Below are 20,398 nucleotides of genomic sequence, written 5' to 3' on the forward strand. Positions count from 1 at the left end.
GCTACTCCACGGTGACGGACTTGGCGAGGTTGCGCGGCTGGTCCACGTCGAGGCCCTTGGCGGTGGCCAGCGCCATCGCGAAGATCTGCAGCGGCACGACGGCCAGCAGCGGCTGGAGCAGCGTGGGCGCCTGCGGGATCCAGAAGATCTCGTCGGCGTACGGACGCACCGCGTCGTCGCCGTCCTCCGCGATCACGAGGGTGCGCGCGCCGCGCGCCCGGATCTCCTGGATGTTGGAGACGACCTTGGAGTGCAGGGAGTCGCGCCCGCGCGGCGACGGCACGACGACGAAGACCGGCTGGCCCTCGTCGATCAGCGCGATCGGCCCGTGCTTGAGCTCGCCCGCCGCGAAGCCCTCCGCGTGGATGTACGCGAGCTCCTTGAGCTTGAGCGCACCCTCCAGGGCCACCGGGAACCCGACGTGCCGCCCCAGGAACAGGACCTTGTCGGACTTCTCCATGGACCGGGCGGTCGCGCGGACGTACTCGCCGCGCTCGATGACCGTCTGGATCTTGCGCGGCATGTCGCGCAGCTCGTCGAGGAGGGTCGCGATCTCGTCGGGGAACTTGTTGCCGCGCAGCTGCGCCAGGTACAGGCCCAGCACGTAGGCGGCGGTGATCTGCGCGAGGAACGCCTTGGTGGAGGCGACGGCGATCTCGGGGCCGGCGTGCGTGTACAGCACGGCGTCGGACTCGCGCGGGATCGTCGAGCCGTGGGTGTTGACGATGGAGATCACCTTGGCGCCCTGCTCGCGTGCGTGCCGCACGGCCATCAGGGTGTCCATGGTCTCGCCGGACTGCGTCACGGCCACGACGAGCGTGCGCTCGTCGACGATCGGGTCGCGGTAGCGGAACTCGTGCGCCAGCTCGACCTCGACGGGGATGCGGCACCAGTGCTCGATCGCGTACTTGGCCACGTGCCCTGAGTAGGCGGCCGTGCCGCAGGCGACGACGATGATCTTGTTCACCGCGCGCAGCACCGACTCGTCGATGCGCAGGTCGTCCAGCACCAGCGCGCCGGAGGCGTCCGTGCGGCCGAGCAGCGTGTCGGCGACGGCCTGCGGCTGGTCGTGGATCTCCTTGTCCATGAAGGAGTCGAAGCCGCCCTTCTCGGCGGCGGCAGCGTCCCAGTCGACCGTGAAGCGCTTGGCGTCGGCGGGCTTGCCGTCGAAGTCGGTGACGACCACCGACGTCGGCGTGATGGTCACGACCTGGTCCTGGCCCAGCTCGAGGGCCTCCTTGGTGTGCGCGATGAACGCCGCGACGTCGGAACCGAGGAAGTTCTCCCCCTCGCCGAGCCCGACCACGAGCGGGGAGTCGTGCCGCGCGCCAACCACCGTCTCGGGTGCGTCGGCGTGCACGGCGAGCAGCGTGAACGTGCCGTGCAGGCGCCCTGCGACGACCGTCATGGCCTCCGTCAGGTTGCGGGTCTCGCGGTATGCCTTGGCCAGCAGGTGAGCGGCGACCTCGGTGTCGGTCTCCGAGCGGAACGTCACGCCGTCGGCCAGCAGCTCCGCCTTGAGCTGGGCGAAGTTCTCGACGATGCCGTTGTGGATCACGGCGAGCCGGTCGCCGTCGGCCAGGTGCGGGTGGGCGTTCGCGTCGGTGGGGCCGCCGTGCGTGGCCCAGCGGGTGTGGCCGATCGCCGCGGTGGCGGCGGGCAGGGGGTTCTGCTCGAGTGCCTCGATCAGGTTGGCGAGCTTGCCCGACTTCTTGGCCCAGGCGACGCTGTCCAGCCCCGGCGCGACGAGCGCGACGCCTGCCGAGTCGTACCCGCGGTACTCGAGCCGGCGGAGTCCTTCGACCACCACCTCGAGGGGCATGCCCGACGGCGCGGCGGCACCTGACGCGTTGCCGTCCGCGATAGTCGGAGCAGTTCCCGTGTAACCCACAATCCCACACATGCGGGCGAGTCTAGCGAGCGTCCGGGCCTGCCCCCATGACCGGGCTCACAGGCGTGCACCACAGGCACCGCACGGGGCCGCGCAGCGGCCGGTGGAGATTCCCGCGCCCGGTTGGGGCACAATGCTGCAGGTGGTTTCCCAGTTTCCGACGACGGACCTCAGCGAGCACCTGCTGGCCCTCGCCCCGTCCTCGCCCTATGTGGATCTCGACCGTGCGGCGTGGAGCCGCCTGTCGGCGTCCACTCCGCTGCCGCTGACCGACGAGGACGTCGAGCGCCTGCGCGGTCTCGGTGACCCGATCGACCTTGCCGAGGTCGACGCGATCTACCGCCCCCTGTCGCGCCTGCTCAACCTGTACGTGCAGGCCACCGCCGGTCTGCACGACGCGACGTCCACCTTCCTGCACGAGGATCCGCCCCGCACGCCGTACGTCATCGGCGTGGCCGGCTCCGTCGCCGTCGGCAAGTCGACGACGGCGCGCGTCCTGCGCGAGATGCTCGCCCGCTGGCCCGAGACGCCACGCGTCGAACTCATCACGACCGACGGATTCCTCTACCCGAACGCGGAGCTCGAACGGCGCGGCCTGATGGAGCGCAAGGGCTTCCCCGAGTCGTACGACCGGCGCGCCCTGATCCGGTTCCTGTCCCGCATCAAGGCGGGGCAGGCCGAGGTCCGGGCGCCCGTGTACTCGCACGTCATCTACGACATCGTGCCCGACCAGGAGATGGTGGTCCGCAAGCCGGACGTCCTCGTCGTCGAGGGCCTCAACGTGCTGCAGCCGGCCCGGCCGTCCACGGTCGACGAGTCGACCGTGGCCGTGAGCGACTTCTTCGACTTCTCGATCTACGTGGACGCCCGCACCCGGAACATCCGGCAGTGGTACGTGGACCGGTTCCTCGAGCTGCGCAGGACCGCGTTCACCAAACCGGACTCCTACTTCCGGCGGTACGCCTCGCTCTCCGACGAGGAGGCGACCGCGCGAGCGCTGAAGATCTGGGAGTCCATCAACGCGCCCAACCTCGAACGGAACATCATCCCGACCAGGGGCCGCGCGACGCTGGTGCTGACCAAGGGGTCGGACCACGCGGTGCAGCGGGTCCGCCTCCGCAAGCTCTAGCCCGTCAGCGGACGTCGGCGTGCTCCTCGGCGGCCGCCGAGCTGTCCGCCGGGTCCGCCGTCTTCTCGGGGTCGAGGTGCCGGTGGGAGAACCAGCCCACGATGACGTCCACGACGAAGCCCATCGCGACGCCCAGGACCACGCCGATGCCGATGGCCAGCAGCGGGTTGTGGCCGAACCACTGGGCGGCGACCAGGCCGATCCCCGCCGAGTAGAGCGCCCACATGACCGCGGCGATAGCTGCGATCACCATGAACCGGCGCCGCGGATAGCCGACGGCGCCCGCCGTCATGTTCACGGCCACGCGGCCGATCGGGATGTACCGCGCCGCCAGGATGAACGAGGCGCCGCGCCGGGACAGCGCACGCTCGGCCCAGGCGACCGCCTTGCGCCCACGCCGGTTGCGCAGGAACGGCACGCGGTCGGTGCCGATCATCTTCCCGATCTGGTACGCGATCTGGTCGCCCACCCACGCCCCTGCCGCCGCCGCGATCAGCACGAGCCACATCCAGGGCGTGCCCGTGGTGTGCGCGGAGACCGCGAGGGTGATGACCACGGACTCGCTGGGCAGCGGCGGGAAGAACCCGTCGATGGTCGCGAAGGCGAACATCGCCGGGTAGATCCACGGCGAGGCGGCCATCGCGAGGATCCACGCCTCGGTGGCGCTCAGGACGGTGGAGATGAGATCGAGCACGGGACCTCGAGAGTCTCGTCGGGAGCTGCCCTGCGAACGGCTGAGGGCGGCGCCCCGGGGGCGGGGAGAGCACTTCTTAGTGCCTGATGCCAGCCTACGCAAGGGGCGCCCCTGAAAAGCATCAGGGGTGCCCCTGGGAGAACCCCGCTTCCCAAGGATTCACGGGGTGTTCACGCCGGTCCCCGCCTACCCCTACAGCGCGAGCCGCTCCCGCACGACGGCGGCCAGGTCGTCCGCGACCTTGTCCGCCTCGTCCTGCGCCGGGGCCTCGACCATCACGCGCACCAGCGGCTCCGTGCCGGACTGGCGCAGCAGCACCCGCCCGGTGTCCCCCAGCCGCGTCGTCGCGTCCAGCACGGCCGCCTGGACGCCCTCGTCGGTACCCGCGCGGGACTTGTCCACACCGCGCACGTTGACGAGGGTCTGCGGCAGGCGCTCGATCTCACCCGCGAGATCACCCAGTCGCTTGCCCGATGCCTTGACCCGCGCCGCGAGGTGCAGCGCCGCGAGGACGCCGTCGCCGGTCGTGGCGTGGTCCGCCAGGATGATGTGGCCGGACTGCTCCCCGCCCAGGCTGAAGCCGTTGGCGCGCATCTCCTCCAGCACGTACCGGTCGCCGACCGCGGTCTGCACGGTCGTGATGCCGCGCTCCCGCATCGCCAGGAGCAGGCCGAGGTTGCTCATCACCGTCACGACGAGGGTGTCGCCCGGCAGGCGGCCCTCCTCCTTGAGCGCGGTGGCGAGGATCCCGAGGATCTGGTCGCCGTCCACGATGGCGCCGGTGTGGTCGACGGCGAGGCAGCGGTCGGCGTCGCCGTCGAACGCGACACCGAAGTCCGCCTCCGACGCCACGACGACGGCCTGCAGCTGCTCGGGGTGCGTGGAGCCGCACTTCTCGTTGATGTTGCGGCCGTCCGGGCTCGCGTTCATCACGACGACGTCGGCGCCCGCGGCGCGCAGCGCCTCCGGGCCCACCTCGCTCGCGGCACCGTTGGCGCAGTCGAGCGCGATCCGCAGGCCCTCGAGCGGCCGGTGGTCCGGGGTGGTGCCGACGCTGTCGGTCAGGTGCCGCACGTAGCGCTCGGCGGCGGCCTGGCCGTCGGTACGGATGCGTCCGACGCCGGCGCCCGTCGGCCGCTCCCAGTCGTCGCCGAGGGTGGCCTGGATGGCGTCCTCGACGGCGTCGTCGAGCTTGAGCCCGCCGCGGGCGAAGAACTTGATGCCGTTGTCCGGCATCGGGTTGTGCGAGGCGGAGACCATGACGCCGAGGTCGGCCTCCAGCTCCGTCACGAGGTACGCCAGCGCGGGCGTGGGCAGCACGTTGAGCATCACCACGTCGACGCCGGCGGACGCCAGACCCGCTGCGACGGCGCCCGCGAGGAACTCGCCGGACGCACGCGTGTCGCGCCCGACGACCGCGCGCGGACGCGGCCCCAGCAGCTCACCCTGCGCGGTCAGCACCCGTGCCGCGGCGGCGCCCAGCTCCAGCGCCAGCTCCGCGGTGATGTCCTTGTTGGCGAGGCCCCGAACTCCGTCGGTGCCGAACAGCCTGCCCATGCCGGTTCTCCTCAGATCGTTCGAATCCCACCGTAGCGGGCCACCGGCACCTGCCGGCAAATGCAGATGGCCCCGCTGAACAGTGTCGACACTGTTCGGCGGGGCCATCCAGCCACGCGCTGGGGTCAGCGCTTGCTGTACTGCGGAGCCTTGCGGGCCTTCTTGAGACCGGCCTTCTTGCGCTCGACCGTACGGTCGTCGCGGCGGAGGAAGCCGGCCTTCTTCAGCTCGGCGCGGTTGGCGTCGCGGTCGATCTCGTTCAGCGCACGGGCGATGCCCAGGCGCAGAGCGCCGGCCTGGCCCGACGTGCCGCCACCCGTGATACGGGCGATGACGTCGAACCGGCCCTCGACCTCGACCAGCTGCAGCGGGGAGTTCACCAGCTGCTGGTGCACCTTGTTCGGGAAGTACTCCTCGAGGGTGCGACCGTTGACCTTCCAGGTGCCGGTGCCGGGGACGAGGCGCACGCGCGCCACGGCCTCCTTACGGCGCCCGAGGGCCTGAGCCGGGGCGGTGATGGACGAGCCGCGCGTTGCGGGCGCAGTCGTCTCGGTGGTGTAAGAGCTGGGCGTCTCGGCGTCCTGCTCGATGTCGACGGTGGTCTCGGCCACTGTGGTGTCCTCGCGTCCTTCAGCGTTGCGATCCGGCAGCGGCTCAAGCCTGCTGCGAAACCTGGGTGATCTCGAACGGCTTGGCCTGCTGCGCCGTGTGCGGGTGCTCAGAGCCGGCGTAGACCTTCAGGTGGGTCATCTGCGTCCGACCGAGCGAGGTCTTGGGGATCATGCCGCGCACGGCCTTCTCGACGGCGCGCTCCGGCTTGGTGTCCAGGAACTCGCCGTACGGGGTGGCAGTGAGGCCGCCCGGGTAACCCGAGTGGCGGTAGGCCAGCTTGGTCTCGCGCTTGTTGCCGCTCAGCGCGACCTTGTCCGCGTTGATGATGATGACGAAGTCACCACCGTCGACGTGCGGAGCGAAAGTCGGCTTGTGCTTCCCGCGCAGCAGAATGGCGACCTGGCTTGCCAGGCGGCCCAGGACGACGTCGGTCGCGTCGATGACGTGCCAGTCGCGCTGGACGTCGCCGGGCTTGGGGGTGTACGTACGCACGGTTCGTAACCTTTTCGTTTTCGGTGTCGTCGGGCGAGAAGCAGCGCCCGAAGAGTCAGGTCGTTGTGCGCGGGGGTCAGAGTGACGTCCGGGCCGTTCGTCGGCACTCGAGTGGGCTCGGTGCTTACGCAGGACGTCGTGACAAAGCACAACGACTCATTAGAGTACCTGGCTGCTTCCCCAGGGGTCAAAGCGAAGCGGGCACCGATGTGTCGCGAACGGCATGAGGTTCGACACGTCTGCCTGTGGCGTCTGCGCGGAACTGGTGCCACGGTAGGTACATGACCGAGGAAACCCCAGCCACCATGCCAGGACCGGACGGGATCGCCGAGGGCGACACCGACCAGCTACCGGCGGAGGACACCCTCTACAGCCGGGGCACCAAGGACAACCTCGACGAGGGCTACTCCCCGCCCGAGCGCCCGCGGAGCAACCACTGGGGCGAGACCTCGTGGGAGGAGCGGAACCGCGAGCCGATGGACCAGCGCCTCAGCGAGGAAGAGCCGGACGTCTGGCAGGAGGACCCGCTGGACCGCGCCGACACGTCGCGCGCGGGACGGCTCGTGTCCGACCCCGACGCGGACCCCGGCAGCTACGCGGCCGAGGACGGCAGCCGCCAGAACGACCTGTACGGCACCGACGCGGGCATTGACGGCGCCGGCGCCAGCGCCGAGGAGGCCGCGATCCACTGGGTCGAGGAGCCCTAACCCCCGGCCGCGAAGTAGAGCGCCTGTCCGAGTCTCCCTGGTGACCTCAGGGAGACTCGGACAGGCGCTCTACTTCGCGGCCGGGGTCTCGTCCCAGACGTCCTCGTCCATCCGCTTCGCGCGGACGGCGTCCGCGCGGGCGGCGAGCTCCTCGTCCGGCGGGAACGTGATCTCCTCGAGGCACAGACCCTCCGGGGGCACGACGAAGACGCCCGCGTCCCGGCGGCGGCTCGCCAGGAGCTCCGCGGGCCAGCTCACGGGGCGGCGCCCCTCCCCCACCCCCATCGACGCCCCGACGAGGGCCCGCACCATGTTGTGGCAGAACGCGTCCGCGACGACGTGCCCGACCACGAGGCCCGCGTCCGGCCCGTCGGCCGGCCGCTCCCAGGCGATGTGCTGCAGCTCCCGGATGGTCGTCGCGCCCGGGCGGGGCTTGCAGTACGAGGCGAAGTCCCGCACCCCGACGAGCGGGCGTACGGCATCGTCCATCGCGGCGGCGTCGAGCGGTTTGCGGGACCACAGGACGTGCCTGCGGCGCAGCGGGTCCCGGAGCTCCGGCGCGTCGGCGATCCGGTACGTGTAGCGCCGCCGCAGGGCGGAGAAGCGCGCATCGAACCCGGGCGCCGCCTGCCTGGCGCCGCGGACGACGACGTCGGTGGGCAGCACGCTGGCCAGCCGGGCCACCAGCGCCTCCTCCGGGCTGCGGCCGGAACCCGCAGAACGGCCCGGGAGCCTGGCCCAGGCACCCGCCTCGATGTCGAAGTGCGCCACCTGACCCCGCGCGTGAACGCCCGAGTCGGTCCGCCCGGCGACCGTGAAGCGCGGCGTCGAGCTGCCGTTCTGCTCGCTGCGCAGGAGCCGCGCGAGCCCGTCCTCGAGGGCACCCTCCACGGTGCGCAGACCGGGCTGGCGCGCCCAGCCGGCGAAGTCGGTGCCGTCGTAGGCGAGGTCGAGCCGGACCCTGATGAACTCGTTCACGCCAGCCATCTTCCCCGATCCCCGCGTCAGAGTTCGTACAGTGACGTCATGGCAGACATCCTCACGCTGGCGGTCGACTGCGGTGGAGGCGGGATCAAGGCAGCGGTCCTCGACTCGTCGGGCACCGCTCACGCGGCGCCCGTCCGCGTACCGACGCCCTACCCGCTGCCGCCCGAGCTCCTCGTGGACACGATCGCGAAGATCGCCACCGACCTCCCGGCGGCCGGACGGGTCACGGTCGGCATGCCCGGCATGATCCGGAGCGGCGTCGTCGTGCACACGCCGCACTACATCACCCGGTCGGGGCCGCGTTCGCGCGTGGATCCGGCCCTGCTCGACGCATGGCACAGCTTCGACATGCGCGCGGCCGTCGCCAGCCGGCTGAACCTGCCCGCGCTGGTCCTGAACGACGCCGAGGTGCACGGCGCGGGAGTCGTCGCGGCGTCGGGCCTCGAGCTGGTCATCACGCTCGGCACCGGCCTCGGCACCGCGATGTTCCACGGCGGCCGGATCGCGCCGCACCTGGAGTGGTCGCACGCCCCGGTGCGCCGCAGCCTGACGTACGACCAGTACATCGGCGAGCCCGAACGACGTCGGCTGGGCGACGGCCTGTGGTCCCGACGCGTGGTCACGGTCGTCGACGGGCTGCGACCCGTCTTCCACTGGGACCGGCTCTACCTCGGGGGTGGCAACGCGCGGCGCATCACGCCGTCGGCGCTCGCCCGGCTCGGCGACGACGTCGTCATCGTCCCGAACTCCGCCGCGCTGGTGGGCGGCGCGCGTGCCTGGGACCTGCTGCCTGCTCAGTGACGCACTGCTACGCACGACGACGCCGGGCCGCACCCTCCGTACGGAAGGTGCGGCCCGGCGTCGTGCAGGGAAGAAAGAGGCTCAGGCCTCCTTCGTCTCCTCGGCGGCCTTCTTCTTGGGAGCCGCCTTCTTCTTCTTGGGGGCCTCGGCAGCGGCGTCCTCGGCGGGGGCGTCGGTGACGACGTCCTCGACCGGGGCGTCCTCCACCGGAGCGTCCTCGACGACCGCGTCCTCGGCCGGGGCCTCGGTCACGTCAGCGGCCTTCTCGGTGGCCTTGGTGGCCTCCTTGACGACTGCCTGCTTGGGGCTCACGGGCTCGGTGACGAGCTCGATGACCGCCATGGGCGCGTTGTCACCCTTGCGGGTGCCGATCTTGGTGATGCGCGTGTAGCCACCGTTGCGCTCGGCCATGGCCGGGGCGATCTCGGTGAAGAGCGTGTGCACCACGCCCTTGTCACGCACGACGGTGAGCACGCGGCGACGGGCGGACAGGTCGCCCTTCTTCGCGAACGTGATCAGACGCTCGGCCAGGGGACGCAGGCGCTTGGCCTTGGTCTCCGTGGTCGTGATGCGGCCGTGCTCGAAGAGGGAGGTGGACAGGTTCGCGAGAATCAGACGCTCGTGAGCCGGGCTACCGCCGAGCCGCGCGCCCTTGGTAGGGGTAGGCATTACTTGTCTCCTTGGAAGTGGTTCCGCACGTCCGGCCTAGGCCGGACGTGGGACGTCAGTACGACTGCTCGTCGCCGCTGTAGGCCGCGGAGTCGCTACCCTCGAAGTACGAAGCGCCGGCCGGATCGAAGTCCAGCGGCGAGTCCTTGAGGCTGAGGCCGAGCTCGGCCAGCTTCTCCTTGACCTCGGTGATCGACTTCGCACCGAAGTTGCGGATGTCGAGCAGGTCCGCCTCGCTGCGGGCAACAAGCTCGCCCACCTGGTGGATGCCCTCGCGCTTGAGGCAGTTGTACGAACGGATGGTGAGGTTGAGCTCCTCGATCGGCAGCGCCAGGTCCGCGGCAAGCGCGGTGTCCGTGGGCGACGGCCCGATCTCGATGCCCTCGGCCTCGACGTTCAGCTCACGTGCCAGGCCGAACAGCTCGACCAGGGTCTTGCCAGCCGAGGCGAGCGCGTCGCGAGGCGTGATTGCCTGCTTCGTCTCGACGTCGACAATGAGCTTGTCGAAGTCGGTGCGCTGCTCGACTCGGGTGGCCTCGACCTTGTACGTGACCTTGAGGACCGGCGAGTAGATCGAGTCGACCGGGATGCGCCCGATCTCCGCGTCGAACTGCTTGTTCTGCGCGGCGGACACGTACCCACGGCCCCGCTCGACGGTCAGCTCGATCTCGAGCTTGCCCTTGTCGTTGAGGGTGGCGATGTGCAGGTCGGGGTTGTGGACCTCGACCCCCGCCGGCGGAACGATGTCCGCAGCGGTCACGACGCCGGCGCCCTGCTTGCGCAGGTACATCACGACGGGCTCGTCGTTCTCCGAGGAGACGACGAGGTTCTTGATGTTGAGGATGATCTCGGTGACGTCTTCCTTCACGCCCGACACGGTGCTGAACTCGTGCAGCACACCGTCGATACGGATGGACGTGACGGCCGCGCCCGGGATGGACGACAGCAGGGTGCGACGCATCGAGTTGCCGAGCGTGTAGCCGAAGCCAGGCTCGAGCGGCTCGATGGAGAAGCGGGAACGGCTCTCCGAGATGACCTCTTCGGTCAGCGTGGGGCGCTGTGCGATAAGCACTGTGGGTGTCCTTTCGAGTGTGCGTCCGCTATATGACGCATCACGGCTGCGATCTCTCGCGGCCTGGTGAGAACTCTGTCCGTCTCGACCAGGCAATGGTGCTCACCGCTGACGGTGAGCCGATGTCGCGATCAGGTTGTGCCTCCGGCCCCAGGGCCGGAGGCACAACCTGGCGCAACAAACATCAGACGCGGCGACGCTTCGGGGGGCGGCAGCCGTTGTGAGCCTGGGGCGTCACGTCCTGGATCGAGCCGACCTCGAGGCCGGTCGCCTGGAGCGAGCGGATCGCGGTCTCGCGACCGGAACCCGGGCCCTTGACGAAGACGTCGACCTTCTTGACGCCGTGCTCCTGCGCACGACGAGCGGCCGACTCGGCTGCCATCTGCGCGGCGTACGGGGTCGACTTACGGGAGCCCTTGAAGCCGACGTGGCCGGCGGACGCCCATGCGATCACAGCACCCGAGGGGTCCGTGATCGAGATGATCGTGTTGTTGAACGTGGACTTGATGTGCGCCTGGCCGAGCGGGACGTTCTTCTTGTCCTTGCGGCGCGGCTTGCGGCCGGCTGCGGCGCGAGTCTTGGGAGGCATGTGTTTTTGAATCTCCTGGTCTGATCGGACCGGGGCGGTCTCAGCTCGATGAGCCGACCGCTCCACGGACTGCTATCAGCGGGCCTTCTTCTTGCCCGCGACGGTGCGCTTGGGACCCTTGCGGGTACGCGCGTTGGTCTTTGTGCGCTGACCACGCACCGGCAGCCCGCGACGGTGGCGGATGCCCTGGTAGGTACCGATCTCGACCTTGCGGCGGATGTCGGCCGCGACCTCACGGCGGAGGTCACCCTCGAGCTTGAAGTTGCCCTCGAGGTGGTCGCGGAGCGCAACGAGCTCGGCGTCGCCGAGGTCCTTGACGCGGACGTCCGGGCTGATGCCCGTGGCGGCCAGGGTCTCCTTCGCGCGGGTACGACCCACACCGAAGATGTAAGTGAGCGCAACCTCAAGCCGCTTGTCGCGGGGGAGGTCGACGCCGATAAGACGTGCCATGTGCCTTCCGGCTCCTGTACTGCTCATCGGAGGTCTGCCGCACCGCCATCCCGCGATTCACGCGAGCCCCGGCCTCCGGGCCGAGGGTTCCCCTCACCTGCGCGGTTGCCCGCTGGGTGAGGTTCGAGGTGGTGCGCTGGTGGTGGCCTCAGCCACCGGACCCCGGGCGGATGCCCGGGACGTGATCAGCCCTGGCGCTGCTTGTGGCGCAGGTTGTCGCAGATCACCATGACGCGACCGTGCCGGCGAATCACCTTGCACTTGTCGCAGATCTTCTTGACGCTCGGCTTGACCTTCATGGTTTTTCCTCCACCACGGCGCCCGGTCTCTCGGAGCGCACGCAGCAGTGTCGTGGGTGGTCGATCGTGCGGCGACGTCACCTCTGGCCAGGCCGCGAGTGACATAGCCCCGGATCGGGGACTGACTACTTGTAGCGGTAGACGATCCGGCCGCGGGACAGGTCGTACGGGCTGAGCTCCACCACCACGCGGTCCTCGGGGAGGATCCGGATGTAGTGCTGTCGCATCTTGCCCGAGATGTGCGCGAGAACCCTGTGACCGTTCGACAGCTCGACGCGGAACATCGCGTTCGGCAGAGCCTCGATCACACTGCCCTCGATCTCGATGACACCGTCCTTCTTTGCCATATCCTCCGCTAACTCTCGTCGTGACTGCTTCCACGCCCACGGCACCGCAGGAGCCCTGCGGAGCCGACAGTCGGGTGTGGATGTCGTGTGTGTCCGTGTACCGCCAACCTCGTGTGCCTCGGCCTGCGCCCCGCTCGCGCGGGGACCGGCAGGCGCCTCGGCACCCTTTCAAGAACTGGAGGCGTTGAACGGACTACACCCAGCGGTCCAGCCTACGTCACTTCGGAAAGCATTCAAAGCGCAGGACGACGGCGACAGCCGCTCCCGGCCGTGAGCCTCGCCACGACGAGCCCCTCAGAGGTCGTACTCGACGCCCGGCAGGCCGATCATCGTGTGCGGAAGGCTGGTGACGAAGAAGAACAGCATGGGGAGCCACCCGAGCACCATGCCCAGGCCGAGCGCGACCAGCACGTGACTGGCCCGCGCCCGCCAGAACCACACGCCGAGCAGCCACACCACCACGCCGAGCAGCAGGACCAACTCCCACACGAGCAGCGAGGTGCCGAACCCGAGAACCACGCCCACCCAGAGGAACGGGCTCGGCGCGAGCCGGCGGCCCCAGGTGGCGAGCCAGCGCCCGAACCGTTCGAGGCCACGACGTGCAGCCGGGAGGACCCGTGTCCGCGCGCCAGGCCCAGGAGCGCCGGTGCTACGGGGCGGAGTGTGCGCTTCGTCGGTCACAAGCCAGATCGTAGCCAACTGACTCCGACTTAAATAGGCCCCGGGTGAAAGTCGCTCAGGCTCTGCAGCCATCGACCGAGCCTGCGGTTCCGCTTCGGGCGCGTGCCTCGTTCCTCGGCCCGCACCCTGCGCTGCACCTCCGGCTCAGTCGAGCGAGACCGGCTGCACGCCGAAGACGCCGAGGCGCTCCGCTCCCCCGTCGACCGCCGTGAGGACGATGATGCCGTCCTCCATGATCGCGGTGGAGTGCTCCCAGTGCGCCGCACGGGAGCCGTCGACGGTGACCACCGTCCAGTCGTCCTCGAGCACCCGGGTCTCGGACTCGCCGCGCGTGATCATCGGCTCGATCGCCAGGCACATGCCCGACCGCAGCCGAGGACCGGAACCGGCCGTCTTGTAGTTGTGCACGTCCGGCGGCTGGTGCATGGCGCTGCCGATGCCGTGCCCGACGTAGTCCTCGACGATGCCGTAGTCGATGCCGTTGAACTCGCCGGCCATCTCGACGGCGGTCTCCACCGCCGCGCCCACCGCGTTCAGGCGCTTCGCGGACGCCAGCGTGGCGATGCCCGCCCACATGGCGGTCTCCGTGGTCCGGACGAGCGCGACGTCGGCGAGGTCAGCGCCCGCGGCGACCAGGTCGTCGTCGGGCAGCGTGTGGTCGAGTGCCCCGTCGGGGCCCAGGACGAACGAGAGCGCCGAGTCACCGTGCCAGCCCTCGACTATCGCGCCGCAGTCGATCGAGACGAGGTCACCCGCTGCCAGCACCCGGCTGCCCGGGATGCCGTGGATGACCTCGTCGTTGACCGACGTGCAGATGACTCCGGTGAACCCGTGGTAGCCCAGGAACGACGGCGCCGCACCGGCGTCGTCGATGGCCTTGGCGGCCACGGCGTCGAGGTCAGCGGTGGTGACGCCGGGCCGGGCCGCGGACCGGACCGCGGCAAGAGTGTCCGCGACCACCAGACCGGCACGCCGCATGAGGCGTACCTGGTCCGGTGTCTTGTACTCGACGCGGTCCCGCCCGAAGACCACGCCTCAGCCCAGCTGGGCCGCGAGGGCGGCGACGATGCGGTCGGTGACCTCGGTGATCTCACCGACGCCGTCCACCTTGGCGAGCAGCCCCCGCTCCGCGTACGCGGCGGTGAGGGGAGCCGTCTCCGTGCTGTAGATGTCGAGCCGGCGGGCGATCCCCTCAGGGGTGTCGTCCTCACGGCCCTCGTCCTCGGCGCGCTTGGTGAGACGCTCCATCAGGACGTCCCGGTCCGCCGTCAGCTCGATCACGCCGTCGAGCTCCCAACCGAAGCCCGCGAGCGTGGTGTCCAGCTCGGCGACCTGGGCCGCGTTGCGCGGGTACCCGTCCAGCAGGAACCCGCCCTTGACGTCCTCGTCGCCGAGGCGGTCGCGGACCATCGCGTTGGTGATCTCGTCCGGGACGAGCTCACCCTTGTCGATGTACTCCTTGGCCGTGGTGCCGAGCTCCGTGTTGCCCTTGATGTTGGCCCGGAAGATGTCGCCGGTGGAGATGGCGACGATCCCGAACACCTCGGCGAGGCGGGCGGCCTGCGTGCCCTTGCCGACGCCCTGCGGGCCCATGATGACCAGGCGCGTGACCTGGCCCTCCTTGTCCGGACGAGCGTGGAGCTCGCGACGAGAGGCGGTGGAGGGGGTCTGGCTCAACGGAGAAATCCTTCGTAATGGCGCTGCTGCAGCTGTGAATCGATCTGCTTGACCGTATCCAGCCCGACACCGACCACGATGAGGATCGAGGCACCGCCGAAGGGCAGGGCCGTGCTGACGCCCAGGAAGACGAGCACCAGCGTCGGGATCAGCGCAACCAGCGCGAGGTACACGGAACCGGCGGAGGTGATCCTGGTGATCACGAAGTCCAGGTACTCCGCCGTGGGGCGGCCGGCCCGGATGCCGGGGATGAAGCCGCCGTACTTCTTCATGTTGTCCGCGACCTCGTCCGGGTTGAACGTGATCGAGGTGTAGAAGAAGCAGAAGAAGATGATCATCAGCGTGTAGATCGCGATGTACAGCGGCGACGACTGCTGGACCAGGTTGTTCGAGATCCAGATGACCCACTCGGCCTGCTGGTCGCCGAACTGGGCCAGAAGGCCCGGGATGGCCAGGATCGACGCCGCGAAGATCACCGGGATCACACCGGCCATGTTGATCTTGATCGGGATGTAGGTGCTGGTGCCGCCGTACATGCGGCGGCCCACCATGCGCTTCGCGTACTGCACCGGGATGCGGCGCTGCGACTGCTCGACGAACACCACGAGGCCGATGACCAGGATGATCACGAGGATCATGACGATGAAGTTCACGACACCGTTGGCGCCACCGGCGATCGACCAGAGCGACGTCGGGAAGCTCGCGGCGATCGACGTGAAGATCAGGAGCGACATGCCGTTGCCGACGCCGCGCTCGGTGATCAGCTCGCCGAGCCACATGACGAGGCCCGTACCGGCGGTCATGGTGATGACCATGAAGATGGAGGTCAGAACACTGTCATCGGGGATAACGGGAACTGCGCAGCCCTGGAAGAGCAGGCCCTGACGCGCCGTCGTGATGACGGTGGTCGACTGCAGGATCGCGAGACCGATGGTGAGGTAGCGCGTGTACTGGGTCAGCTTGGTCTGACCCGACTGGCCCTCCTTCTGCAGCGCCTCGAAGCGTGGGATCACCACGCGAAGCAGCTGCACGATGATGCTAGCCGTGATGTACGGCATGATCCCGAGGGCGAAGATCGACAGCTGCAGCAGAGCGCCACCGCTGAAAACGTTGATCAGGCCGAGCAGGGTGTTGTCCCCTTGCTCACCGATGCATTGCTGCACGTTCGCGTAGTCCACGCCGGGAGTCGGTATGAACGACCCGAGCCGGAAGATCGCCATGATCGCGATCGTGAACAGCAGCTTGCGCCGCAGGTCTGGCGTCCGGAAAGCCCGGCCGAAAGCGCTGAGCACCCTATCCTCCTGGCCCGCCGTTGCGGGATCTAGTGTCGCCGGCGCAACGCCGGCGAGATGTGTCGAACGTGGGCCAGACCACAACGGTGCAGCCAGACCGTGTCGGATTCTACGTTGCTCACGGGGTCTTTCGGACCACAAGAGCCCCGGGAAATTATCAAGAGAGCACACAGGGCCGGCCGCGCATCATGCGCCGCCGGCCCTGTAGCTGTATCAGGCCTCCGAGACCGTACCGCCGGCCGCCAGGATCTTCTCCTTGGCGGTTGCCGAGACGCGGTCGACCGCGATCTCGAGCTTGACGGTGATCTCACCGTTGCCGAGCACCTTCACGGGCTGACCCTTGCGGACCGCCCCCTTGGCGACGAGGTCCTCGACGGTGACGGAGCCACCATCGGGGAACAGCGTGGAGAGCTTGTCCAGGTTCACGACCTGGAACTCCACCCGGAACGGGTTCTTGAACCCACGCAGCTTCGGGAGGCGCATGTGCAGAGGCACCTGCCCACCCTCGAAGCCTGCGGGGACCTGGTAACGAGCCTTCGTACCCTTGGTACCGCGACCTGCCGTCTTACCCTTCGAGCCTTCACCGCGACCCACACGGGTCTTCGCGGTCTTGGCGCCGGGGGCCGGACGGAGGTGATGCATCTTCAGCGGCTTGTTCTCCGCCATGATCACTCGACCTCCTCGACGGCGACGAGGTGCGCCACCGTCTTGACCATGCCACGAATCTCCGCACGGTCCTCCTTCACGGCGGTGTCGCCGATCCGCTTGAGGCCGAGGGTTCGCAGCGTGTCACGCTGGTTCTGCTTGCCGCCGATGGCGGACTTGGTCTGAGTCACCTTGAGTCGAGCCATCACGCACCCGCCTTTGCAGTCGACTCGGCACGACCGGCGGCCTGCGCACGCAGGAGCGCGGCCGGGGCCACGTCCTCGAGCGGGAGGCCACGACGAGCGGCAACAGCAGCCGGCTCCTCGAGGCCCTTCAGGGCCGCGACCGTGGCGTGCACGATGTTGATCGCGTTCGACGAACCGAGCGACTTGCTCAGCACGTCGTGGATGCCGGCGCACTCCAGCACGGCGCGCACCGGACCACCGGCGATAACACCGGTACCCGGGGACGCCGGACGCAGGAACACGACACCGGCGGCCTTCTCACCCTGGATGGGGTGAGGGATGGTGCCCTGGATGCGAGGGACGCGGAAGAAGTTCTTCTTCGCCTCCTCGACACCCTTGGCGATCGCCGCGGGCACCTCCTTGGCCTTGCCGTAGCCGACGCCTACGGTGCCGTCACCGTCGCCCACCACGACGAGCGCGGTGAAGCTGAAGCGGCGGCCACCCTTGACGACCTTGGAGACGCGGTTGATGGAGACGACCTTCTCGATGAAGGCGCTCTTTTCCTCGCGCGCCCCACGACGGTCGCCGCCACGGCCGCCACCACGGCGGTCGTTACGGTCCTTGTTCTCGGTGGCGGCACCCTGGGGGGCGCCGCTGCGCTGCCCTGCAGCCATCAGAGAGTCCTCTTCTTCCGTGCGTTGGTCATCACAGGGCCAGACCGCCCTCGCGGGCGCCGTCAGCCACTGCAGCGACGCGACCGTGGTACTTGTTGCCGCCGCGGTCGAACACGACGGTGTCGACGCCGACAGCCTTGGCACGCTCGGCGACGAGCTCGCCGATCTTGCGGGCCTTGGCCGTCTTGTCGCCGTCGAACGCACGCAGGTCGGCCTCGAGGGTCGACGCAGACGCGACGGTCTTGCCCACGCTGTCGTCCACGACCTGCGCCACCATGTGGCGCGAGGAACGGGTGACGACGAGACGCGGACGAACGGCGGTGCCAGCGATCTTCTTGCGCAGGCGAAGGTGGCGACGCTGACGAGCGACGGACTTGCCCTTGCCCAGGATCTTGATAGCCATCGTCACTTACCAGCCTTTCCGACCTTGCGGCGGACGTTCTCGCCGGCGTACCGCACGCCCTTGCCCTTGTAGGGCTCGGGCTTGCGGATCTTGCGAATGTTCGCTGCGACCTCGCCGACCTGCTGCTTGTCGATGCCGGAGACCGAGAACTTGGTGGGGCTCTCGACTGCGAACGTGACGCCTGCGGGCGGTTCGATGACAACAGGGTGGCTGAAGCCGAGCGCGAACTCCAGGCTCGAGCCCTTCGCCACGACGCGGTAACCAGTACCGACGATCTCGAGCTTCTTCTCGTAGCCCTGCGTCACACCGGTGATCATGTTGGCGATCAGGGTGCGGGTCAGGCCGTGCAGCGCACGGGAGTTCCGCTCGTCGTCAGGACGCGACACCACGAGCTGGGCGTCCTCCTGAGCGACATTGATGGGTGCGGGCACGTTGTGCTCGAGAGAACCCTTGGGGCCCTTCACGGTCACGAGCGCGCCGCTGACAGTGATGTCCACGCCGGCTGGGACCGGAACGGGAAGCTTGCCGATTCGAGACATTGGCGTTTTCTCCTTTCCGGATTACCAGACGTAGGCGAGGACTTCGCCGCCGACGCCCTTGGCCTGTGCCTGACGGTCGGTGAGGAGGCCGGAGGACGTGGACAGAATCGCCACGCCCAGGCCGCCGAGCACCTTGGGCAGATCGGTGGACTTGCGGTAGACACGCAGACCGGGCTTCGAGATGCGGCGCACGCCCGCCAGGGCGCGCTCCCGGTTCTGGCCGTACTTCAGCTCGAGCGTGAGGGTCTTGCCCACCTGGGCGTCCTCCACGTTCCAGCCGACGATGTAGCCCTCGGCCTGCAGGATCTCAGCAATGTGCGTCTTCAGCTTCGACGACGGCATGGAAACCGTGTCGTGGTGCGCCGAGTTCGCGTTACGCAGACGGGTCAGCATGTCTGCGATCGGGTCGGTCATAGTCATCGGGCTCTTGCCCTTCCTCGCCGGGGTATCCGAACGGCCTCGAGGGGCCGGACAGACCTACGGCGTAGTTGTGTTACCAGCTGCTCTTGGTGACGCCCGGAAGCTCGCCACGGTGGGCCATCTCCCGGACGCAGATGCGGCACAGGCCGAACTTGCGGTAAACGGAGTGCGGGCGACCGCACTTCTGGCACCGGGTGTAGGCGCGAACCGCGAACTTCGGCTTGGCGGCCGCCTTGTTGATCAGGGCCTTCTTCGCCATGTCAGTTCTCCTTGAAGGGGAAGCCGAGACGGCGCAGCAGAGAGCGGCCCTCGTCGTCGGTCGTCGCCGTCGTCACGACCGTGATGTCCATACCGCGGACCCGGTCGATCTTGTCCTGGTCGATCTCGTGGAACATCGACTGCTCCGTGAGACCGAAGGTGTAGTTGCCGTGCCCGTCGAACTGCTTGGGCGACAGACCACGGAAGTCGCGGATACGCGGCAGGGCGGTCGCCAGCAGGCGGTCCAGGAACTCCCACATGCGGTCACCGCGAAGCGTCACGTGCGCACCGATCGGCATGCCCTCGCGCAGCTTGAACTGTGCGATGGACTTACGAGCCTTGGTGACCTGCGGCTTCTGACCGGTGATCGCCGAGAGGTCGCGGATAGCGCCCTCGATGAGCTTCGAGTCCTTGGCCGCGTCGCCCACACCCATGTTCACGACGATCTTCGTGAGACCGCCGGCCTGGTGCAGGTTCGTGTGGCCGAACTCCTCGATCAGCGCCGGGAGGATCTCCTCGCGGTACTTCTGCTTGAGGCGCGGCTGGGCCGGGGCCTCGATGGTCGTCTCGGTCATCAGATGTCCTTCCCGGAGCGCTTCGCAACGCGGATCCGGACGGTCTTGGTACGACCGTCGCGCTCCACCTGCTCCTCGCGGTACCCGACGCGGGTGCCCTTCTTGGTCTCCGGGTCGACGATCATCACGTTGCTCACGTGGATCGGCGCCTCGACCGTCTCGATGCCACCGGTGCGGGCGCCGCGCTGCGACTGACCCACCTTGGTGTGCTTCGTGACGCGCTGAACACCCTCGACCACGAGGCGGTCGGAGTCCTTGAGGACCTCGAGCACCCGGCCGGTCTTGCCCTTGTCACGACCCGAGATCACGATGACCTGGTCGCCCTTCTTGATCTTCGCCATGGTCAGAGCACCTCCGGAGCCAGCGAGATGATCTTCATGAACCGCTTGTCACGCAGCTCGCGGCCCACCGGGCCGAAGATGCGGGTTCCACGAGGCTCGCCGTCGTTCTTGAGGATGACGGCGGCGTTCTCGTCGAACTTGATGTAGGAACCGTCCGGACGACGGCGCTCCTTGGCGGTCCGGACGACGACAGCCTTGATGACGTCGCCCTTCTTCACGTTGCCGCCCGGGATCGCGTCCTTGACGGTGGCGACGATGGTGTCGCCGATTCCGGCGTAGCGACGGCCCGAACCACCGAGAACGCGGATGCAGAGAATCTCCTTGGCACCCGTGTTGTCGGCGACCCGAAGTCGCGACTCCTGCTGGATCATTTGAATGAACTCCTGTCGTCGAACTGGTTCTCGCGCGGACT

Annotated in this window: 29 protein-coding genes; 3 read left to right on the forward strand and 26 right to left on the reverse strand. The window is 68.7% G+C overall.

The annotated features are described in order from the left end of the window. Nucleotide 1 precedes the first annotated feature (1 nt). On the reverse strand, nt 2-1,903 hold the full coding sequence (glmS, locus tag ACNYC2_RS24320) for a glutamine--fructose-6-phosphate transaminase (isomerizing) (protein ID WP_419704251.1): 1,902 nt from the start codon (nt 1,901-1,903) through the stop codon (nt 2-4). 121 nt (nt 1,904-2,024) lie between these two features. Between glmS and coaA the strand changes: the two genes are divergently transcribed. Continuing rightward, complete coding sequence (gene coaA / locus ACNYC2_RS24325) at nt 2,025-3,020, forward strand: type I pantothenate kinase (protein ID WP_419704252.1); 996 nt, start codon at nt 2,025-2,027, stop codon at nt 3,018-3,020. A gap of 4 nt (nt 3,021-3,024) precedes the next feature. Here coaA and ACNYC2_RS24330 read toward each other — a convergent pair whose 3' ends face one another. From ACNYC2_RS24330 to rplM, 4 genes are all read right to left on the reverse strand, one after another. Beyond that, nucleotides 3,025-3,714 (reverse strand): DedA family protein, encoded by a 690-nt coding sequence (locus tag ACNYC2_RS24330; protein WP_419704253.1) that lies wholly within the window; start codon nt 3,712-3,714, stop codon nt 3,025-3,027. Nucleotides 3,715-3,906: 192 nt separating this feature from the next. Then, complete coding sequence (gene glmM / locus ACNYC2_RS24335) at nt 3,907-5,271, reverse strand: phosphoglucosamine mutase (RefSeq protein ID WP_419704254.1); 1,365 nt, start codon at nt 5,269-5,271, stop codon at nt 3,907-3,909. 125 nt (nt 5,272-5,396) lie between these two features. Beyond that, entirely contained in the window at nt 5,397-5,882 is a 486-nt protein-coding gene (gene rpsI / locus ACNYC2_RS24340) for a 30S ribosomal protein S9 (protein WP_419704255.1), read from the reverse strand. Nucleotides 5,883-5,925: 43 nt separating this feature from the next. Continuing rightward, nucleotides 5,926-6,375: a 50S ribosomal protein L13 gene (gene rplM / locus ACNYC2_RS24345; protein ID WP_116673612.1), complete on the reverse strand. Its 450-nt coding sequence runs from the start codon at nt 6,373-6,375 to the stop codon at nt 5,926-5,928. Nucleotides 6,376-6,656: 281 nt separating this feature from the next. On the opposite strand from rplM, the gene ACNYC2_RS24350 reads away from it, so the two are divergent. Then, complete coding sequence (locus tag ACNYC2_RS24350; protein ID WP_419704256.1) at nt 6,657-7,082, forward strand: DUF5709 domain-containing protein; 426 nt, start codon at nt 6,657-6,659, stop codon at nt 7,080-7,082. Between the two features lie 69 nt (nt 7,083-7,151). On the opposite strand, the gene truA is transcribed toward ACNYC2_RS24350, so the two are convergent. Further along, a complete protein-coding gene (gene truA, locus ACNYC2_RS24355; RefSeq protein ID WP_419704257.1) occupies nt 7,152-8,069 on the reverse strand; it encodes a tRNA pseudouridine(38-40) synthase TruA in 918 nt (305 codons plus the stop codon). Nucleotides 8,070-8,108: 39 nt separating this feature from the next. On the opposite strand from truA, the gene ACNYC2_RS24360 reads away from it, so the two are divergent. Continuing rightward, nucleotides 8,109-8,870 carry an ROK family protein gene (locus tag ACNYC2_RS24360; protein ID WP_357443685.1) on the forward strand — a complete coding sequence of 254 codons (762 nt, stop codon included), beginning with the start codon at nt 8,109-8,111 and terminating at the stop codon, nt 8,868-8,870. 81 nt (nt 8,871-8,951) lie between these two features. Here the strand turns inward: ACNYC2_RS24360 and rplQ are convergent, their stop codons facing one another. The 20 genes from rplQ to rplN form a co-directional block, all read right to left on the reverse strand. Continuing rightward, nucleotides 8,952-9,539 carry a 50S ribosomal protein L17 gene (rplQ, locus tag ACNYC2_RS24365; RefSeq protein ID WP_419704258.1) on the reverse strand — a complete coding sequence of 196 codons (588 nt, stop codon included), beginning with the start codon at nt 9,537-9,539 and terminating at the stop codon, nt 8,952-8,954. Nucleotides 9,540-9,594: 55 nt separating this feature from the next. Beyond that, nucleotides 9,595-10,611: a DNA-directed RNA polymerase subunit alpha gene (locus tag ACNYC2_RS24370; RefSeq protein WP_116673607.1), complete on the reverse strand. Its 1,017-nt coding sequence runs from the start codon at nt 10,609-10,611 to the stop codon at nt 9,595-9,597. Nucleotides 10,612-10,795: 184 nt separating this feature from the next. Then, nucleotides 10,796-11,200, reverse strand: a complete 405-nt coding sequence (gene rpsK / locus ACNYC2_RS24375) for a 30S ribosomal protein S11 (RefSeq protein WP_116673606.1) — start codon at nt 11,198-11,200, stop codon at nt 10,796-10,798. Nucleotides 11,201-11,275: 75 nt separating this feature from the next. Further along, nucleotides 11,276-11,650, reverse strand: coding sequence for a 30S ribosomal protein S13 (gene rpsM, locus ACNYC2_RS24380; RefSeq protein ID WP_253869160.1), 375 nt, complete (start codon nt 11,648-11,650; stop codon nt 11,276-11,278). Between the two features lie 185 nt (nt 11,651-11,835). Continuing rightward, nucleotides 11,836-11,949, reverse strand: a complete 114-nt coding sequence (rpmJ, locus tag ACNYC2_RS24385; RefSeq protein WP_003956441.1) for a 50S ribosomal protein L36 — start codon at nt 11,947-11,949, stop codon at nt 11,836-11,838. Nucleotides 11,950-12,074: 125 nt separating this feature from the next. Further along, complete coding sequence (gene infA / locus ACNYC2_RS24390) at nt 12,075-12,296, reverse strand: translation initiation factor IF-1 (protein WP_116673604.1); 222 nt, start codon at nt 12,294-12,296, stop codon at nt 12,075-12,077. A gap of 294 nt (nt 12,297-12,590) precedes the next feature. Then, nucleotides 12,591-12,977 (reverse strand): hypothetical protein, encoded by a 387-nt coding sequence (locus ACNYC2_RS24395; RefSeq protein WP_419704259.1) that lies wholly within the window; start codon nt 12,975-12,977, stop codon nt 12,591-12,593. 144 nt (nt 12,978-13,121) lie between these two features. After that, nucleotides 13,122-14,009, reverse strand: coding sequence for a type I methionyl aminopeptidase (gene map / locus ACNYC2_RS24400; RefSeq protein WP_419704260.1), 888 nt, complete (start codon nt 14,007-14,009; stop codon nt 13,122-13,124). 3 nt (nt 14,010-14,012) lie between these two features. Continuing rightward, nucleotides 14,013-14,570 (reverse strand): adenylate kinase, encoded by a 558-nt coding sequence (locus tag ACNYC2_RS24405; RefSeq protein WP_419707895.1) that lies wholly within the window; start codon nt 14,568-14,570, stop codon nt 14,013-14,015. Nucleotides 14,571-14,650: 80 nt separating this feature from the next. Next, entirely contained in the window at nt 14,651-15,946 is a 1,296-nt protein-coding gene (gene secY / locus ACNYC2_RS24410) for a preprotein translocase subunit SecY (protein ID WP_419704261.1), read from the reverse strand. Nucleotides 15,947-16,159: 213 nt separating this feature from the next. Continuing rightward, nucleotides 16,160-16,612 carry a 50S ribosomal protein L15 gene (gene rplO, locus ACNYC2_RS24415; protein WP_116677494.1) on the reverse strand — a complete coding sequence of 151 codons (453 nt, stop codon included), beginning with the start codon at nt 16,610-16,612 and terminating at the stop codon, nt 16,160-16,162. Between the two features lie 2 nt (nt 16,613-16,614). Beyond that, a complete protein-coding gene (gene rpmD, locus ACNYC2_RS24420; RefSeq protein WP_020016131.1) occupies nt 16,615-16,797 on the reverse strand; it encodes a 50S ribosomal protein L30 in 183 nt (60 codons plus the stop codon). Beyond that, nucleotides 16,797-17,450 (reverse strand): 30S ribosomal protein S5, encoded by a 654-nt coding sequence (rpsE, locus tag ACNYC2_RS24425; protein ID WP_116673600.1) that lies wholly within the window; start codon nt 17,448-17,450, stop codon nt 16,797-16,799. Before rpsE ends, rpmD begins: the two co-directional genes overlap by 1 nt. 31 nt (nt 17,451-17,481) lie before the next feature. After that, nucleotides 17,482-17,853: a 50S ribosomal protein L18 gene (gene rplR / locus ACNYC2_RS24430; RefSeq protein WP_274993158.1), complete on the reverse strand. Its 372-nt coding sequence runs from the start codon at nt 17,851-17,853 to the stop codon at nt 17,482-17,484. Between the two features lie 2 nt (nt 17,854-17,855). Continuing rightward, nucleotides 17,856-18,392 (reverse strand): 50S ribosomal protein L6, encoded by a 537-nt coding sequence (gene rplF / locus ACNYC2_RS24435; protein WP_357510392.1) that lies wholly within the window; start codon nt 18,390-18,392, stop codon nt 17,856-17,858. A gap of 21 nt (nt 18,393-18,413) precedes the next feature. Next, nucleotides 18,414-18,812 carry a 30S ribosomal protein S8 gene (gene rpsH / locus ACNYC2_RS24440; RefSeq protein WP_357443703.1) on the reverse strand — a complete coding sequence of 133 codons (399 nt, stop codon included), beginning with the start codon at nt 18,810-18,812 and terminating at the stop codon, nt 18,414-18,416. A 73-nt stretch (nt 18,813-18,885) separates the two neighbouring features. Continuing rightward, nucleotides 18,886-19,071 carry a type Z 30S ribosomal protein S14 gene (locus ACNYC2_RS24445; RefSeq protein WP_021480434.1) on the reverse strand — a complete coding sequence of 62 codons (186 nt, stop codon included), beginning with the start codon at nt 19,069-19,071 and terminating at the stop codon, nt 18,886-18,888. A 1-nt stretch (nt 19,072) separates the two neighbouring features. Then, nucleotides 19,073-19,645 (reverse strand): 50S ribosomal protein L5, encoded by a 573-nt coding sequence (gene rplE, locus ACNYC2_RS24450; RefSeq protein ID WP_377135520.1) that lies wholly within the window; start codon nt 19,643-19,645, stop codon nt 19,073-19,075. Beyond that, nucleotides 19,645-19,986 (reverse strand): 50S ribosomal protein L24, encoded by a 342-nt coding sequence (gene rplX / locus ACNYC2_RS24455; RefSeq protein WP_116673595.1) that lies wholly within the window; start codon nt 19,984-19,986, stop codon nt 19,645-19,647. Before rplX ends, rplE begins: the two co-directional genes overlap by 1 nt. 2 nt (nt 19,987-19,988) lie before the next feature. After that, nucleotides 19,989-20,357 carry a 50S ribosomal protein L14 gene (rplN, locus tag ACNYC2_RS24460; protein ID WP_020016123.1) on the reverse strand — a complete coding sequence of 123 codons (369 nt, stop codon included), beginning with the start codon at nt 20,355-20,357 and terminating at the stop codon, nt 19,989-19,991. Nucleotides 20,358-20,398: the final 41 nt, after the last annotated feature.

Source organism: Promicromonospora sp. NFX87 (assembly GCF_048564965.1).
Taxonomy (GTDB): Bacteria; Actinomycetota; Actinomycetes; order Actinomycetales; family Cellulomonadaceae; genus Promicromonospora.

Excerpts from the sequence above, each read along its gene's own strand:
- glmS (WP_419704251.1), bottom strand. The coding sequence starts at position 1,903 with ATGTGTGGGATTGTGGGTTACACGGGAACTGCTCCGACTATCGCGGAC.
- coaA (WP_419704252.1), top strand. The coding sequence starts at position 2,025 with ATGCTGCAGGTGGTTTCCCAGTTTCCGACGACGGACCTCAGCGAGCAC.
- glmM (WP_419704254.1), bottom strand. The coding sequence starts at position 5,271 with ATGGGCAGGCTGTTCGGCACCGACGGAGTTCGGGGCCTCGCCAACAAG.
- ACNYC2_RS24350 (WP_419704256.1), top strand. The coding sequence starts at position 6,657 with ATGACCGAGGAAACCCCAGCCACCATGCCAGGACCGGACGGGATCGCC.
- truA (WP_419704257.1), bottom strand. The coding sequence starts at position 8,069 with ATGGCTGGCGTGAACGAGTTCATCAGGGTCCGGCTCGACCTCGCCTAC.
- ACNYC2_RS24360 (WP_357443685.1), top strand. The coding sequence starts at position 8,109 with ATGGCAGACATCCTCACGCTGGCGGTCGACTGCGGTGGAGGCGGGATC.
- rplQ (WP_419704258.1), bottom strand. The coding sequence starts at position 9,539 with ATGCCTACCCCTACCAAGGGCGCGCGGCTCGGCGGTAGCCCGGCTCAC.
- rpsK (WP_116673606.1), bottom strand. The coding sequence starts at position 11,200 with ATGCCTCCCAAGACTCGCGCCGCAGCCGGCCGCAAGCCGCGCCGCAAG.
- rpsM (WP_253869160.1), bottom strand. The coding sequence starts at position 11,650 with ATGGCACGTCTTATCGGCGTCGACCTCCCCCGCGACAAGCGGCTTGAG.
- rpmJ (WP_003956441.1), bottom strand. The coding sequence starts at position 11,949 with ATGAAGGTCAAGCCGAGCGTCAAGAAGATCTGCGACAAGTGCAAGGTG.
- infA (WP_116673604.1), bottom strand. The coding sequence starts at position 12,296 with ATGGCAAAGAAGGACGGTGTCATCGAGATCGAGGGCAGTGTGATCGAG.
- ACNYC2_RS24405 (WP_419707895.1), bottom strand. The coding sequence starts at position 14,570 with ATGGGCCCGCAGGGCGTCGGCAAGGGCACGCAGGCCGCCCGCCTCGCC.
- rplO (WP_116677494.1), bottom strand. The coding sequence starts at position 16,612 with ATGGCGGAGAACAAGCCGCTGAAGATGCATCACCTCCGTCCGGCCCCC.
- rpmD (WP_020016131.1), bottom strand. The coding sequence starts at position 16,797 with ATGGCTCGACTCAAGGTGACTCAGACCAAGTCCGCCATCGGCGGCAAG.
- rpsE (WP_116673600.1), bottom strand. The coding sequence starts at position 17,450 with ATGGCTGCAGGGCAGCGCAGCGGCGCCCCCCAGGGTGCCGCCACCGAG.
- rplR (WP_274993158.1), bottom strand. The coding sequence starts at position 17,853 with ATGGCTATCAAGATCCTGGGCAAGGGCAAGTCCGTCGCTCGTCAGCGT.
- rplF (WP_357510392.1), bottom strand. The coding sequence starts at position 18,392 with ATGTCTCGAATCGGCAAGCTTCCCGTTCCGGTCCCAGCCGGCGTGGAC.
- rpsH (WP_357443703.1), bottom strand. The coding sequence starts at position 18,812 with ATGACTATGACCGACCCGATCGCAGACATGCTGACCCGTCTGCGTAAC.
- ACNYC2_RS24445 (WP_021480434.1), bottom strand. The coding sequence starts at position 19,071 with ATGGCGAAGAAGGCCCTGATCAACAAGGCGGCCGCCAAGCCGAAGTTC.
- rplE (WP_377135520.1), bottom strand. The coding sequence starts at position 19,645 with ATGACCGAGACGACCATCGAGGCCCCGGCCCAGCCGCGCCTCAAGCAG.
- rplX (WP_116673595.1), bottom strand. The coding sequence starts at position 19,986 with ATGGCGAAGATCAAGAAGGGCGACCAGGTCATCGTGATCTCGGGTCGT.
- rplN (WP_020016123.1), bottom strand. The coding sequence starts at position 20,357 with ATGATCCAGCAGGAGTCGCGACTTCGGGTCGCCGACAACACGGGTGCC.